We start from the raw sequence: 15,300 nt of genomic DNA on the forward strand, positions 1-15,300 counted from the left end.
CAAACAGATCAACCGTATGAAGACCAATAACATCTGGTTTGTGACCGGCGCCTCCAAGGGCCTCGGCCTGACCTTAGTACAGCAACTTCTGGCCCGCGGCTACGCCGTGGCGGCCACCTCCCGCAACCTCGAACAGCTCAAACAAGCCGTGCCACCTCATGCGGGCCGCTTCCTGCCCCTGCATATGGACCTTGGCAACGAGGAAAGCATACACCAAGCTATTGCCACCACCATCAGCACGCTAGGTGGCCTTGATGTGGTAGTAAACAATGCCGGCTACGGCCAAGTGGGTGCCCTAGAGGAGCTATCAGACCAGGAGGCGCGGGGCAACTTCGACGTGAATGTGTTCGGGTTGCTGAACGTGCTGCGCCACGCTACTCCGCACCTACGCAGGCAGGGGTCCGGCCGCGTGTTCAATATTTCCTCCGTCGGAGGCTTCACGGGTAGCTTTCCGGGCTTTGGCATCTACTGCGCCACGAAGTTTGCCGTTGCAGGCCTCACGGAATCGTACGCGGCGGAGGTGCAGAGTTTTGGCGTGCAAGCCAGCGTGGTGTACCCTGGCTACTTCCGCACCAACTTCCTAACGTCCGATTCGCTCGGCACGCCTACCCACCCCATAGCGGCCTACCAATCGGTGCGGGAAACGCAGGAACAGCACGAGCAGCAGATCAACGGCAATCAGCCCGGCGACCCAGTCAAAGCAGCCGCCACCCTGATTCAAGTCAGCGAAGCTACCACTCAGCCCGTGCATCTATTTTTGGGCGAAGATGCCTACCAACTTGCCGAGCAAAAAATGGCTGCGGTACAACAAGATATGCGTCAGTGGCAAGCAGTGGCTACTGCAACCGGATTTACGGTGTCCTAACCCCTGCCCTTTCACAGCGCCTAAAAAAGGCCCGCGGCGTAGCTGCGGGCCTTTTTTGTTCGTATTGTGAAGATTTACTGCCTTTTTTGTAGTAGCGTATCTCATTTAGCGGCTTCTTGGCTTCTCCAGCCCGAGGCAGTTTGGTTAAGGTATGCGTGGCCCCACCCTAGCTAGGCTGGGGCTAGCCTTTCTTTGATTTTCTCACCTCACGTTCCTGCTTTTGCGCTCAGTTGTCCTCATCGCTCTGCTCTTTCTGATTTCCACGGGAGCCTTTTGCCAGGCCAAATATCGGCGGGCAGTTGCCAAGCCAGGCGACGGAGTGAATACGCTGCTCTACCGCAACGGCTTGAACCCAAACCAGCACCTGCGGCAGTTTCAGCAGCTCAACAGGGCTAATCTTACCAAGCGCAACGGCCTCATTATCGGACGGACGTACTTGCTTCCCCACCGTTCGGCGCCGAAAGTTGCCGCCCGAAAACCGGCTGCCCGTAGCACGGCCTCGCGCGCCGCTACTTCGCACGGACTGAGCACTACCCCCATGCTGCCCTCCAAGCTCTTCGGACCCAAGTACAGCCCCGTACCTGTCCGCGACCGGGCCCTGCGCGGGGCAGTGTACTACCTCTCGCCCGGCCACGCCGGCCCCGACCCCGGCGCCATTGGCCAATATGGCAGCTACAAGCTGTCGGAAGACGAGTACGCCTACGATGTGACGATCCGGCTGGCTCGGGTGCTGATGGAGCACGGTGCTACCGTGTACATGATGGTGCAGGACCCTAACGACGGTATTCGCGACGAAAGCGTGCTGAAGATGGACTACGACGAGCTAACCTACCCGCAGCAGCGCATTCCGCTCAGCCAGCTCGGCCGCCTGCGCCAGCGCATTACGCAGGTAAACAAGCTCTATGCCCGCCACAAAGGTGCCTACCAGCGCCTACTGAGCCTGCACGTAGACAGCCGCAGCGCCGGTCAGAACATTGACGTGTTCTTTTACCACCACCAGAACAGCCAGGCCGGCTTGCGCCTGGCCAAGAACATCCATAAGGTGTTTACGGCCCGCTACAAGCGCGCCCAGCCTACCCGCCCCTATTCCGGCAATGTGTCGGTGCGCAGCAGCCTCTACGAGGTGCGCACCAGCCACGCCCCGGCCGTATTCATGGAGCTGGGCAACATCCGCAACAGCAAGGACCAGCGCCGCTTTGTGGTGGCCGATAACCGCCAGGCCCTTGCCAACTGGATCTATGAGGGCCTGCTGGCCGACTATACAGGTCGTTGAGTTGTGAGTTGCCGGTTGTCAGTTACCGGACACTGTTGCACTGGCAACTGACTACGGGTTCATGAGCAGGAAAAGCAGGTTGTGGTACAGAATGCCTTGCTCTCCGTCGTGGATGCCGTCGAGGCCGGCGTCTTCCATTAGCGCCTCAATTTCCTCGTAGTCCTGCAGAAAGTCAATTTCTATATCGTTGGAGTCCGGCACCTGGGTATGCGCCACGTAGCGGCGGCGCTTTTCCAGCGTGATAAACAGCTTTTGTGTTTTTGTTTGGGCAATGAGCAGCGCCGGATGCTCCTGAATGGTGCCGTCAGCCGCTTTCGTGTAAACGGTCGTTTTTTCGTCTGGGGCGGCGTGCTGCAGGAAGCTAGCGGGGTCTAGAGGCATGGTAGGGAGGCAAGGTGATGGTGCCGTAAAGATAGGCCCGTAGGTATACCTCTGATTTTGTCCTACTAAATCAGCGACCGGATGGCATTACCTTATGCCAGTAAAACAACACCGCAAACGTGGCCGCATATATTCGTGGTTTCATGCTGTTCTCTTACCTAGCTTTCGCAATGCAGGCCACACAATCTGAGCGTTTTCCTGCTAAGCCGGAGCCCTTTGGATATAAGTTGACATGGCTAGCCGTCAGAGATGCCGACCCATTTGAGCTTTTGCACGCCGTAAATGTTGACCAAGGCACTGTTTTTTCGGCTAATTGGTATGGTGGCTTAGACAAAGTGTACCGATGGAACGCAACTTTCATCACGCCTCCTGTTGATGACTGGACTTTTGTCATCAACCCTATTTTGAGCGGGCTTTCAGATGAGAAGACTTTGACTTTCTTACAAAAGCTAAGCGCCCAGTTTGCTGAAGTACAGTTCTATGGTAACCATCGGGTGGCTAATTATGGTGCTTGGGGACGTTTTGTTAATGAAGAGGCCATCAGACTTTTCAGTACCGGTGAAGCCATTGAGCTAGACCAAGGGCAACGGACAGAAATTGAAGAACAAATCATTGAGAAGGGGAAGCAGTCATTTATAGAGGACAGTCCCGATGACTTGGAGCAACTTGCTGATTCGTTCTTTCTAGGTGATGAAGACGACGTAATGGAAATGGCTGGTTTGTGGAGTATAAATCCACAAACTCTGGACAATCAGCCGGAGACTTTCGCATTAGGGCTACTGATTGTTCCTAAGATTAGTTAGTAAGCTTGATTACCAGGCAGACTTACCAGTCAAATTAAAAAAGCCCGCCGCTGAAATCAGCGGCGGGCTTTTTACTTATTGCTTCAGGCAGCAATTACTGGCCTAGCACCATGGCAAATACAAGCGGCGCAACGATGGTAGCGTCCGACTCGATGATGAACTTGGGCGTATCCTGACCCAGCTTGCCCCAGGTGATTTTCTCGTTCGGTACGGCACCGGAGTAGGAGCCGTAGGAAGTCGTCGAGTCCGAAATCTGGCAGAAGTAGCCCCACAGCGGCACCGAGGTGCGCTGCAAGTCCTGGTGCAGCATAGGCACCACGCAGATGGGGAAGTCGCCGGCAATGCCGCCACCAATCTGGAAGAAACCTACTTTGCTTTCCTCGGTAGCCTGGTTGGTGTACCAGTCGGCCAGGTAAATCATGTACTCGATGCCGGTACGCACGGTGTGTACGTTCTTGATATCACCGCTGATAACGTGGCCCGCGAAGATGTTGCCCAGTGTAGAGTCTTCCCAACCGGGGCAGATGATCGGCAGGTTTTTCTCAGCGGCAGCCAGCATCCAAGAGTCCTTGGGGTCAATCTGGTAGTACTGCTCTAGCTCGCCCGACTTCAGGATCTGATAGAAGAACTCGTGAGGGAAATACCGCTCACCAGCTTTGTCGGCTTGCTCCCAGAACTTCAGTACCGAGTGCTCCAGGCGGCGCATGGCCTCTTCTTCCGGAATGCAGGTATCGGTTACGCGGTTCATGTGGCGTTCCAACAGAGCCTGCTCGTCGGCAGCCGTCAGGTCGCGGTAGTGCGGTACCCGCTCGTAGAAGTCGTGGGCTACCAGGTTGAAGATATCCTCTTCCAGGTTGGCACCGGTGCAGCTGATGATTTGCACCTTGTCCTGACGGATGAGCTCGGCCAGCTGGATGCCCATTTCGGCGGTGCTCATGGCACCAGCCAGGGTAATCATCATCTTACCACCTTCAGCCAGGTGCTTGTTGTAGCCTTCGGCGGCATCAATCAGAGCAGCAGCGTTGAAGTGGCGGTAGTGGTGCTTGAGGAAGTTCGTTACGTTCATTGAGTCGTGTGTTCTGTACTTATGGGTGTGCGGTTTACAATCAAATATTAGCTCGGAATCGTTCAATAAGGTTGCCCTATATCGTAGATTCTGAATAGCGTGCTATTGTGGCTGGGTTGCTCACAAAAACAGGCCTAGGATGAAAGCTGAGCAGCAGCGCTTTGCTTCAGGATGTACTCCAGTAGCTGCTCTGGGTTCAAGTCAACGCCGCTCAGGTTAATGGACAACGGCGTAAACCCCAATGCCGCGTTGGCGCTAGCCAGCTTGCGCTTCAAAGGTGGCAGACGGTTCAGGTAGGCCTGTTCATCTTGCACCTGTAGGCAGATGAAGTACTCGTGGTTGATAGACCGTACGTAGGCATCAGTGATGTCGGTCCAGGGAATGAGGCCTACGCCTAACGTGCGGTCCAGAATACCTTCGTCAGTAATTTGAAGGCGAGGCCGGGTATCAAAAAACTGCCAGGCCCCAACGGCAGCACCGGTGCCAAAGAATAGAATGGTTACTAGCCCCTGGCCCCAGTAGCCCTTGCTCACAATCATGAATACCCCCATGGCTACAAAAGCAAGCGCCCCTAGGGTGAGCAGCGCATGCCGCTTGCGCGAGTTGTAGTAAATCAGGTCTTCAGTCATGACGCGTGGGAGTGGCCTAGCTAGGCTGCTCAATCATCAGGTTGTGGTTGGTGTAGATGCAGATGTCGGCGGCAATGTGCAGGGCATCTTCTACCATTTGGCGGGCGGTAAGGTGAGGCGCGTGCTTCTTCAGGGCCAGCGCGGCAGCTTGGGCGTACATGGCCCCCGAGCCGATGGCGGCTACGTCAGAATCGGGCTCCAGCACGTCGCCGGTGCCGGCAATGATGAGTAGCTCGTCTTTGTCAGCCACCACCATCATGGCTTCCAGCTTGCGCAGGTATTGGTCTTTGCGCCATTCCTTAGCCAGTTCAATGGCCGCGCGGCGCAGCTGACCGTTGTAGCCGCTTAGCTTTTCTTCAAATTTGTCGAGCAACATGAACGCGTCGGCAGTGGAGCCAGCAAAGCCGGTCACTACTTTGCCGTCGTGTAGCTTACGAACCTTGCGCACGTTGCTTTTGGCTACGTGCTTATCCATGGTCGCTTGGCCGTCGGCGCCAAGAGCAATTTCACCGTTGTGGCGGATGCCTAGCACGGTAGTGGAGCGAATTCTCATTCGGGTACAACTGTTTCGTGAATCTATAGAGCCACAACATTTTGCGTCTCCCCCGCTCGTTGGCGTGCGTACGCCTGGGCACCTAAGAACCATCGTGCTAACGGAGCGCCCACGGGCGGGGCTCTCCCCCTCGGAGAAAAAGGAAATCAGCTGCCGGATAGACCACCGGCAGCTGATTTCCTTTTTCTAACACAAAATGGTGCTTAGAAACGGGCCTGCAATTTAGCAAAGTAAAATCGGCCGTTCGAGCCCATTTGTACGGGGTCCCAAGCGCCGCCCGTTTCCGTAACCTGTGGGTTGAAGAAGGAGGGGTACTTATTGAACAAGTTGGAACTGCCTACCGAAAGCTGCAAATGACTGGTGAGAGCATAGCTCAACGACAGATCAGTAGTAGTGCGGGAATCATATACCTGCTCCATGCCATCGTAGTCGATGAGTTTCACCTCCGCAAACCGCACGAACCGTAGCAAGGCTCCGAAGCGGCCCATCTGGTAGTCGAACGTGAGGTTGATTTTGGATGGTGGCGCGGAGGCCTTTACGAAGGCCTGCTCCCGGGGACCAAAAAAGTCGTCTTCCCGCCCGGCCAGTCGGCCAGAAGTCTGCACCCGGTCGATACGCAGGCGGTTGAAGTTAGCGGCTAATGTGGAGTTCAAACGGCCGGTATTCAGCCCCAGCGTATGGCTCAGCACCACATCCAACCCCAACGACTTGGTAGAAGCCGCGTTGGCAAAGAACTGCGCCTGGCCCACATTCAGGGCCTGCAAATCGGCCCCAATGACGGGGTCGTCGGCCGAGAACTGACTGGTTAGCACTACCCGATCGTCAATTTTAATGTAGTATCCGTCCAGCGTCAAGCTCAGCGAGGAACCAATCCGGCTGGTCAACCCAATATTGGCGCTGTTGGACGTTTCCTGCTTGAGGCTTGGAATCCCCAGTTTGCGCGTAACGGCGCTGTTGTTGCGGGCCAGCAGCACTTCCACGGGTTGGCCCTGGATGAAGTTAGTGAATGTGGAGTTGAAGTTGACCTGCGCTAACGAAGGGGCTCGGAACCCAGTGCTATACGTACCGCGCAGGGTCAGGAACTCGGTTAGGTTGTAGCGGGTAGAAACTTTGTAATTGAGCGTGCTCCCAAAGTCGCTATAGTGCTCGTAGCGAAGTGCAGCAGCTACTAACCAGCGCTGGGTTACATTTAATTCGGCATCAACATACGCACCCAAATTATTGCGGTTGGCCTTGATAGCGTCGGTAGGTTGGTAGCCTGGGAAACCCTGAGAGCCGGCTGCTTCCCGAAGCGAATCGGGTGTTCCGGCGGGGTCATAGTTGCGGTAGGAAGCTTCTTCACCGGCAAATAGGGAATACCACTCCTGCCTGAACTCGGCTCCTACGGCTACGTTGAAGCCTTGTAGTACTGTTTTATAATTGCGCGTTGCACTCAGCCCTATCACATCTTGCTGCAATTGAAAGCCACCCGCTTTAAAGGAGGTAGGTGAGCTGGCTCCCAAGGAAGCATTCAGGGTATTCTCCACGCCGTATTCAAAGCGGTTAGACCCAAAGTTGTTGCTCAGGTCTAGTTCCCAGGCGCCTAGCTTGGTCCGTAGCCCTACTACCGCGGAACCGTCCCAGATGTCGCTGGTGATGATAGGGTCAAACCCGTTGGGGTAGATGGCCGGCACGTTGCGGTCATCGTCGGCAAAGCGCGTCCAGGCGTAGGAGTCGCCTCGGCGCTTATTTAGCCCGCCAAAGGCGTACACCTGGGCATTTTGACTTACCGGGAAGCTGGCATTAAGGTAGGCCGCCGCGTTTTTCACTTGCGGGTCGCCGTATTCCCGGCGGGCTATTCCATCGGGAGAAGGTACGTTGGCACGTTGCGTGTGCTGGCGCTGATTGTAGTCGAGGGTGGCATTTACGAAGCCGCCTTGCTTGCCTATCCCGATGCCGTAGTTAACGTTGGCGTTGAAATTGCCGCCGTCAAATTTCTGGTCATCGAAGCGGTATTTTGCGTCGTAGGCCCCGTAGTTGGTGCTTACGGTCAACTCGTCAACCGTCTTCTTGAGCACAATATTGATAACGCCCGCAATGGCGTCGGAACCGTACTGAGCCGCTGCACCATCGCGCAGAATCTCAATGCGCTCAATGCTGGCCGCCGGAATGACGTTCAGGTCGGTACCGGTGTTGCCGCGCCCCCGCGACCCAAATAAGTTCACCAGCGCCGACTGATGCTGGCGCTTTCCATTCACGAGCACCAGGGTTTGGTCGGGCCCGAGGCCGCGCAGGGAGGCGGGGTCCACGTGGTCGGCCCCATCGGAGCCGGTTTGGCGGTTGGAGTTGAACGATGGCGCCACGAATTGCAGCAGCTGGTTTACATCAAGCTGCCCGGTTTTGGCCGTCACCTCCCGAATGTCAATCACATCCACCGGCGAGGGAGAATCGGTGGTGGAGCGGTTCTGGCTGCGCGAGCCCACAATCTGTACCTCGCCCAAGCCCGTAGAAGCGTCGGCCAGCGTCACGCTTACTTCGCTTCCAGTTGCTGTTACCTCTTGGGTAGCGTAGCCGATGGAGCTGACCACCAAGCGGGCACTCGTCGTTCGGGTCCGTAGCGTAAAGCGGCCGTCGTTGCCGGTAGCAGTACCGTTGTTGGTGCCCTTCTCCACTACCGTAGCCCCAATAACTGGCTTGCCCGCACTATCCACAATCTTTCCCGTCAGTGCCTGTTCTTGTGCAAAGGCACTAACACTAGCTACACACAAGGTTATTGCCAGTATATTTTGCTTCATACTTCTTACTCGATTGAACGCTTTACAATCGGGTGCCGCCGGCGTAGCTCCCACCATCGGTAAGTATAGAGCATTTCAAATAGAATCTTGCTATCGGAACAGTAGGTTGCAGAATCTTCCTACCCTGGCCTGAGCAGAAAGGAGGCCTACCCACTCTGCTATTGCAGCCACTGGGTCGGGGGTTTCGTAAAGGCGCTGTGCTCCCGCGCTACCCTTGCTTTCCAGCGGATGCTACTAGGCTACAACAAAAAAGCCGGCCCAAGTGGGCCGGCTTCTCTGGTACTAAATCTTTATGGGCACTGCTCAGATGAGCATGCGCATGGGGTCTTCCAGCAGGCTTTTCAGCGTCTGGAGGAAGGCGGCACCAGAAGCACCATCCACCACGCGGTGGTCGCACGAGAGAGTGACTTTCATCACGTTGCCAATGGCCAGTTGACCGTCTTTCACTACAGCCGTTTGCTTAATACCACCTACTGCCAAGATGCAAGCATCTGGGGGGTTGATGATGGCCGTGAATTCTTCGATGCCGAACATCCCCAGGTTGGAGATAGTGAAGGTGCTACCTTCCCACTCACTTGGCTGGAGCTTCTTGCTCTTGGCTTTGCCGGCCAGCTCTTTTACCTCGTTAGCAATAGTCGAAAGACCTTTGCCATCGGCGTTACGCACTACGGGCACTAGCAGTCCTTCGTCCACGGCCACGGCCACCCCAATGTTTACCACCTTGTTCTGACGAATTTTGTCGCCAAGCCAGGAAGAATTGATGGTTGGGTGCTGCTTCAGGGCCACTGCTGATGCCTTGATGACCATGTCGTTGAACGACAGCTTCACCGGCGACAGCGCGTTGAGTTGCGTGCGCACTTCCATAGCGCGGTCCATCAGGATTTCCATCGTCAGATAGAAATGCGGGGCCGTGAACAGGCTCTCCGACAGACGACGCGCGATAACCTTGCGCATCTGCGATACGGGGGTATCTGTATAGGTACCTTCGGCGGCCACCGGAGCAGACGCGGCAACTGGGGCCGGGGCCGGAGCCACGGCTTGCGGCTGCTCGGGCAGGGCGGCCTGAATGTATTCCGACTGGGTATTGGTAGCCTGGGCAGACTGAGAAGCGGCGGGCTGGGCAGCAGGAGCGGCCGAAGGCTGGGCGCTTTCCAGGTCGCGGGAAACAATGCGGCCGTTTTCGCCGGAGCCTTTCACCGTGCTCAGGTCAATGCCTTTGTCTTTGGCAATGCTCTTAGCGAGTGGCGAGGCAAAGATGCGGCCACCGTTCTGAGCCGGGGCAGCTTCGGCCGGCGCGGGGGCTGAGGTAGTAGCAGCGACGGGGGCAGCTTCAGCAGCGGCCGGAGCGGGAGTGGCACTGCCACCCGACTGGCCACCGAGCAGGGCCTGCACATCGGCTCCTTCTTCACCAATGATGGCCAAAACACCGTCTACTGGAATAGCTTCTCCCTCTTTCGGGCCGACGTACAGCAGGGTGCCGTCTTCGTAGTTATCTAGCTCCATGGTCGCCTTATCGGTTTCCACTTCCGCCAGGATGTCGCCAGACTTTACTTTGTCGCCTACCTTCTTGAGCCAGGAGGCAATAGTGCCTTCCGTCATCGTATCGCTCATTTTGGGCATGCGGATGATAGTCGCCTTCTTGCCGTTGCCGGCTGGGGCAGCCGGCGCAGCGGCCGGAGCCTGAGCTGCTGGGGCAGGCGCGGGCGCGGTGGCAGGTGTGGGAGCCGGAGCGGGGGCTGCTTCTTGCTTAGGAGCTTCGGCTGGGGCAGGCGCCGGAGCGGCTCCACCGCCGTTGAGCAGGGCCGAAATATCTTCGCCCTCTTTGCCCACAATAGCCAGCAAACCGTCTACGGGCACAGCATCGCCTTCCTTCGGGCCGATGTGAAGCAGGGTGCCGTCCTCGTAGTTTTCGAGTTCCATCGTAGCCTTGTCGGTTTCAACTTCGGCCAGGATATCCCCGGATTTTACTTTGTCGCCTACTTTTTTGAGCCACGAGGCGATGACCCCTTCAGTCATCGTGTCGCTCATTTTGGGCATTTTTATGAGTTCGGCCATCTGCGTCTTCGTTGGGTTGAGTGGGGCCAAAATTAGCCCGAATTTTTGGGGGTGCAAACTAAACCCCATCTTCTACTACTGAGCGCAAAACAGCGAATCTTCGCCTGAGTAAGCGCCCACTAGTTTAGCCTATACCTCTTTAGGGAAGAGTTACAGCCAATACTATCCTAATCACTTGAAAGTTACCCGCTCGGCCAATCCCTTGCAGCCCGCTGGGGGCTGTGTGCTACGTCTCTGTCCTCTTGGCGATTAACCAAAGCTACCCTTGTACCTCTAGGGGCTAACCTACTCCCTACCTCGTTCAGCTGCAGTTAGCCGTTGCGCTGCCTTTAACGAGCTTCTTGCAAGTGGCGCGTATCCAGGAAGCTGCGCACGGTGAACATGGAGCCGGTATAGTCGAGCTGGTATAGACACAGATTATGATGCTCAAAAGAATCCATTTGGCTGAGGGGGTAGCCCAGCAATTGGCAGAGCAGTACTCGCATGGCCCGGCCGTGCATGCACACTAGCACTGTTTCTTCCTCGGGACGAGAGGTAAGCAGTTCTATTGCGGGTCGTTGGCGGGCGGCTACATCGTCGGGGCTTTCGCCCCCTTCCATGCGCGCGTGGGTACGGCCCGCCCGCCAGTCCTGCAGCACGTTGTGGTACTCCTCGTCTTCCTCCGGCGTGATGCGTGTGCCCTCGCGGGTGCCCCAGCAAATTTCATTGAAGCCAACATGCTGCTCGTGCGGCAACCCCAGGTCCAAGAACCCCTGCACCGACTGGTGGGTGCGCTGTAACAGGGAGGTGTAGACTTTATCGAAGGGGACGTGGCGATACGCCGCAAAAAAGCGCGCTGCCTGCCGCTGGCCCGCTTCGTTTAGCGAAGAATCGACGCCGCTGCCCTGCACGATGCCGCGCACGTTAAAATCGGTTTGCCCGTGGCGGATAAGGTAGATTTTTTTGACGCTCACTTTCCCGCTAGTTTTGCTGTTCCTGCCAGTAAAGTACGGTCTTTTTGCACGTGCGGACGCGTGCTTACTACTATAGTTTTTCATTCTGCCCTTGCTTCTACCTGGTAAGGACGTCGGAACATCCTGCCCCGATCTTGTTACTATCCAATTGAGGTGGCCGGCGCCCATGTGCACTACGGCTACTTATTGCCCTTACCGCCCTCCCTTATGACACTGGAGCAACTTAACCAGTGGGTGAGCAACCGCCCTACCCTAGCCGACGCCCTCGGTATTGAACTCACCGCCCTCACCGACGAATACTTGGAAGGCCGGATGCCCGTGGATGGGCGCACCCACCAACCCATGGGCCTGTTACACGGCGGCGCTTCCGTGGCCTTGGCAGAAACACTAGGCAGCGTGGCCGCCGCCACCAAAATAGACCCGACCAAGCAGGCTTGCGTGGGCCTCGAAATCAATGCCAACCACCTCAAGGGCGTGCGCGACGGCTACGTGCTGGGCCGCGCCACCGCCTTGCACGTAGGGCGCAGCACTCAGGTGTGGGAAATTCGGATTACGCACGAAGAAACGGGGGCCCTAGTGTGCATCAGCCGCATTACCATGGCCGTTATTGATTTGCCTGCCGCCAAGCCTCAACAGGCATGAGCAGCTTACAGCGCATTGCCTGGCGGCCCCAACTGCCAGTTGCGGACCGCTTACGCCGACTAGTCGCGTTGGCTCTGACGAGCGGCCGACCGGTGGCGCTGTGGCGGCTGCCCGGCGCCCAACACCCTAGGCTGTGCTTAAGCCTTAAGGTCGACGCTGCGTACGTAGGCTTGCCCCCGGCCCTGGAGTCTACGGCACCGGCTGGGTTTGCCTTTTTCCCTTTCCGCGACTCCGACCACAACCCACCGCTCTTCTTCCCGGCCGATTTGTTTTTCGACTTGGCTCGGCCGGAAGAAATCTTAGTGAGCCCTTCGGCAGCGGCGCGCTTACCCGAGCTGCGCCAGCGCTTCGCGGCACTGCCGACGGCTACTGAGCTGCCCTGGCATGTAAGCCAGCAGCCCATTCCTACCCCTGCCTCCCAGGCCCAGTACGAAGCGCTGGTAGCCGCCGGAGTAGACGCTATTGCAAGCGGCACCGTACAAAAAGTGGTATCGAGCCGGGCTGTGCGGAGGCAACTCCCGAGCAACTTTGATGCGCTAGAAGCCTTTGAGGAACTACAGGAGCGCTACCCCAATGCGTTCGTGTCACTTGTGAGTGCGCCGGGGGTAGGAACCTGGCTGGGCGCTACCCCAGAGGTGCTGGCCGAAATTACCGAAGACCATGTGTTCCGCACCATGGCCCTGGCTGGCACTCAGCCCCTGCTGCCAAACCTCACGCCAGCTACGGCGGCTTGGGCGCATAAGGACCTGGAGGAACACGCCATGGTAGCCCGCTACATTGTAAACTGCTTTAAACAGTTGCGCCTGCGCGAGTACGATGAACGAGGGCCGCGCACTGTGGTAGCCGGTCAGCTCCTGCACTTGCGCACCGACTTTGCCGTGCACCTAGACCAAGTGCCGTTTCCTACGCTGGGCACCGATATGCTGCGGCTGTTGCACCCCACTCCTGCCGTGGGCGGCGTGCCCAAGCAGCCGGCCCTGGATTTTCTGCGGCGTCATGAGGGCTACGACCGGGCCTATTACGCCGGTTTTCTCGGGCCGGTGAATCTGCCAGATGTTGGAGTGGCCCGCCTGTACGTAAATCTGCGCTGTTTGCAGCTGCGGCCTCAGGAAGCCATTTTGTATGCTGGTACGGGTCTAACCATCGACTCCGACCCCGCCCGCGAATGGCAAGAAACCGAATTGAAGCTACGTACCGTAGGAGCCATCTTACACGAATGAGTTGATTGGTTGAACCCACGTAGCAGCTCAGCCCCTGCTTTACCGTAGACTGCTCGGCACCTCACTCTTGACTCCCTATTTCGCTACCCATGTCTTCTCTCCAAGCTGTTCATAACATTCCTGAAATTTGTGCCCAGCTGGGCGTTACGGACGTGGTGCTTTCGCCGGGCTCCCGTTGCGCGCCCCTCACAATTGCCTTTGCCCGTCACCCAGACATTACGGTACGAACGGTGCCCGATGAGCGAGCGGCAGCATTCATTGGCTTGGGGTTGGCCCAAACCCAGCGCCGCACAGTAGCCTTGGTCTGCACCTCTGGTACGGCTGGCCTAAACTATGCTCCGGCCGTTGCGGAAGCGTATTTTCAGCAAATCCCATTGGTGGTTTTCACCGCCGACCGCCCCCCGGAGTGGATAGACCAGCTCGATGGCCAGACGATTCGCCAGGCCGATTTGTACGGTGCCCACGCCAAAGGAACGTTCAGCTTCCCCGCCGACGCTTCACACCCCGATGCGCAGTGGCACGCCACCCGCCTTGTGTCGGAAGCTATTGGCTTGGCGGAACAGTATCCGGCCGGACCAGTGCAGGTGAATGTACCCCTGCGGGAGCCGTTCTACCCTAAGGCTGGGGAGGAACTGCGCTTCGAGCCTGTAAAGGTAACCCGCGAGCTGCCCGGCCGCTCTCAGCTACCCGCCTCGGTACTGGCTGAGCTACGCGACGCTATTCGCACGACGAGCCGCGTGCTAGTAGTAGCCGGCCAGCACCCCGCTGCTCCCGATTTGCTGCGTGCGCTACGCCAGTTTTCGGCGGCGTACCAAGTGCCTGTGGTGGGCGACCTGATTGCGAACCTGCACTTGCCAGCTGCGTCTGATTTCGACCAGCGCGTGCGCTTTTTGGGGCGCCAAGATGTGTTTATGGCTGTTCCAGAACCGGGCCTCAAGGAAGCGCTAAAACCAGAACTGCTCATCACCTTCGGGCAGTCGCTTATTTCCAAAGCCCTCAAGCTTTACCTGCGGCAGGCCAAGCCGGCCCAGCATTGGCACGTGCAGGCGGCGGGGGCAGTGGCCGATACGTTTCAGTCGCTGACGAAGGTAGTACGGATGGAACCTGCCGATTTCTTTGCTGCGGTACTAGCCGAAGAGCAGTCAAGCTCCGCCGGTAGCACAGGCGTCACCGAAGCACTCGAGCCAGGCGCAATTCCTAGTGCCACCCCCGTCTCAGCTGATACGCTTTCGGTAGCTGCCGCCCGGGCCGAGGGGTCGGGCTTCGAGCCCAGCAACCCGGTTGCTCAAGACGCAACCCGGGTGGCACCGGCTCCTACCCTAGCTGAGCCGGTACGTTTGACCTGGCCTGCCAGTGCCCGCCACCTCAGCGCTGCCGATACCCTAGCTAAAGCGGCTTATCTCAAACCTTGGCTAGCCGCTGAAAACTGGGCCACGGATTTCTTGCAGCAGTTTATGCAGCAACCCAACCAGCCGTTTAATGAGTTTACGGCCATCTACCAAACGCTGCACCAGGTACCCGACCGCGCTGCTTTGCATCTGGCAAACAGCATGGCTGTGCGCTATGCCAACATTTTGGGGGTACCGGCGGGTCGTATGATCGAAGTATTCGCCAACCGAGGAACCAGCGGTATTGATGGCTGTACCAGTACAGCCATTGGCGCGGCCCTGGCCCGACCAGATCGGCCGGTAGTGCTGCTCACTGGCGACGTGGCTTTTTTCTACGACCGGAATGCCTTTTGGCACAACTACGCTACCCCGAACCTGCGCGTGGTGCTGCTGAACAATCACGCGGGCGGCATTTTCCGCCTCATTGACGGCCCTCGCCAGCAGCCCGAACTAGAAGAGTTTTTCGAAACGCGCCAGGTTCTCACGGCCGAAAATACCGCCCGCGACTTCAACCTGCGCTACGTTGCCGTTTCATCCTTCGCCGAGCTAGAGTCGGCGCTACCCACTTTCTTTGCACCAGAATCTGGCGCGAGCCTACTTGAAATTACCACCCACAGTCCTACCAACGCTGCCTTCTTTGAACAATACCGCGCGGCGGTAAAGTCATCTTTTGCTTAATGGCTTACGCCCGTCGTCTG

Annotated in this window: 13 protein-coding genes; 6 read left to right on the forward strand and 7 right to left on the reverse strand. The window is 57.5% G+C overall.

All coding sequences use genetic code 11. The annotated features are described in order from the left end of the window. The first annotated feature begins 16 nt into the window (after nucleotides 1–16). Nucleotides 17–865, forward strand: a complete 849-nt coding sequence (locus CHB83_RS12105; RefSeq protein WP_089332803.1) for an SDR family NAD(P)-dependent oxidoreductase — start codon at nucleotides 17–19, stop codon at nucleotides 863–865. 220 nt (nucleotides 866–1,085) lie between these two features. After that, nucleotides 1,086–2,138 (forward strand): N-acetylmuramoyl-L-alanine amidase family protein, encoded by a 1,053-nt coding sequence (locus CHB83_RS12110; RefSeq protein ID WP_236705073.1) that lies wholly within the window; start codon nucleotides 1,086–1,088, stop codon nucleotides 2,136–2,138. A 51-nt stretch (nucleotides 2,139–2,189) separates the two neighbouring features. On the opposite strand, the gene CHB83_RS12115 is transcribed toward CHB83_RS12110, so the two are convergent. Further along, a complete protein-coding gene (locus CHB83_RS12115; RefSeq protein WP_045688253.1) occupies nucleotides 2,190–2,519 on the reverse strand; it encodes a hypothetical protein in 330 nt (109 codons plus the stop codon). Between the two features lie 119 nt (nucleotides 2,520–2,638). Here CHB83_RS12115 and CHB83_RS12120 point away from each other — a divergent pair, with 119 nt between their 5' ends. After that, on the forward strand, nucleotides 2,639–3,322 hold the full coding sequence (locus CHB83_RS12120) for a hypothetical protein (RefSeq protein WP_179225521.1): 684 nt from the start codon (nucleotides 2,639–2,641) through the stop codon (nucleotides 3,320–3,322). A gap of 94 nt (nucleotides 3,323–3,416) precedes the next feature. Here the strand turns inward: CHB83_RS12120 and CHB83_RS12125 are convergent, their stop codons facing one another. The 6 genes from CHB83_RS12125 to CHB83_RS12150 all read right to left on the reverse strand — a co-directional run bounded on the left by CHB83_RS12125 (nucleotide 3,417) and on the right by CHB83_RS12150 (nucleotide 11,352). Continuing rightward, complete coding sequence (locus CHB83_RS12125) at nucleotides 3,417–4,388, reverse strand: deoxyhypusine synthase family protein (RefSeq protein WP_089332805.1); 972 nt, start codon at nucleotides 4,386–4,388, stop codon at nucleotides 3,417–3,419. Nucleotides 4,389–4,522: 134 nt separating this feature from the next. Then, nucleotides 4,523–5,017: an STM3941 family protein gene (locus tag CHB83_RS12130; protein WP_089332806.1), complete on the reverse strand. Its 495-nt coding sequence runs from the start codon at nucleotides 5,015–5,017 to the stop codon at nucleotides 4,523–4,525. A 16-nt stretch (nucleotides 5,018–5,033) separates the two neighbouring features. Beyond that, a complete protein-coding gene (gene hslV, locus CHB83_RS12135; protein ID WP_045688249.1) occupies nucleotides 5,034–5,570 on the reverse strand; it encodes an ATP-dependent protease subunit HslV in 537 nt (178 codons plus the stop codon). 203 nt (nucleotides 5,571–5,773) lie between these two features. Beyond that, nucleotides 5,774–8,344, reverse strand: a complete 2,571-nt coding sequence (locus tag CHB83_RS12140) for a TonB-dependent receptor (RefSeq protein WP_089332807.1) — start codon at nucleotides 8,342–8,344, stop codon at nucleotides 5,774–5,776. A 303-nt stretch (nucleotides 8,345–8,647) separates the two neighbouring features. After that, complete coding sequence (locus CHB83_RS12145; RefSeq protein ID WP_089332908.1) at nucleotides 8,648–10,399, reverse strand: pyruvate dehydrogenase complex dihydrolipoamide acetyltransferase; 1,752 nt, start codon at nucleotides 10,397–10,399, stop codon at nucleotides 8,648–8,650. A gap of 329 nt (nucleotides 10,400–10,728) precedes the next feature. Continuing rightward, nucleotides 10,729–11,352 (reverse strand): histidine phosphatase family protein, encoded by a 624-nt coding sequence (locus CHB83_RS12150; RefSeq protein ID WP_089332808.1) that lies wholly within the window; start codon nucleotides 11,350–11,352, stop codon nucleotides 10,729–10,731. A 207-nt stretch (nucleotides 11,353–11,559) separates the two neighbouring features. On the opposite strand from CHB83_RS12150, the gene CHB83_RS12155 reads away from it, so the two are divergent. The 3 genes from CHB83_RS12155 to menD all read left to right on the forward strand — a co-directional run bounded on the left by CHB83_RS12155 (nucleotide 11,560) and on the right by menD (nucleotide 15,280). Next, a complete protein-coding gene (locus CHB83_RS12155) occupies nucleotides 11,560–11,994 on the forward strand; it encodes a hotdog fold thioesterase (RefSeq protein WP_045688247.1) in 435 nt (144 codons plus the stop codon). Then, entirely contained in the window at nucleotides 11,991–13,214 is a 1,224-nt protein-coding gene (locus CHB83_RS12160) for a chorismate-binding protein (RefSeq protein WP_089332809.1), read from the forward strand. Before CHB83_RS12155 ends, CHB83_RS12160 begins: the two co-directional genes overlap by 4 nt. Nucleotides 13,215–13,303: 89 nt before the next feature. After that, on the forward strand, nucleotides 13,304–15,280 hold the full coding sequence (menD, locus tag CHB83_RS12165; protein WP_089332810.1) for a 2-succinyl-5-enolpyruvyl-6-hydroxy-3-cyclohexene-1-carboxylic-acid synthase: 1,977 nt from the start codon (nucleotides 13,304–13,306) through the stop codon (nucleotides 15,278–15,280). Nucleotides 15,281–15,300 lie beyond the last annotated feature (20 nt).

It is taken from the genome of Hymenobacter mucosus (genome assembly GCF_900188255.1).
Taxonomy (GTDB): Bacteria; Bacteroidota; Bacteroidia; order Cytophagales; family Hymenobacteraceae; genus Hymenobacter; species Hymenobacter mucosus.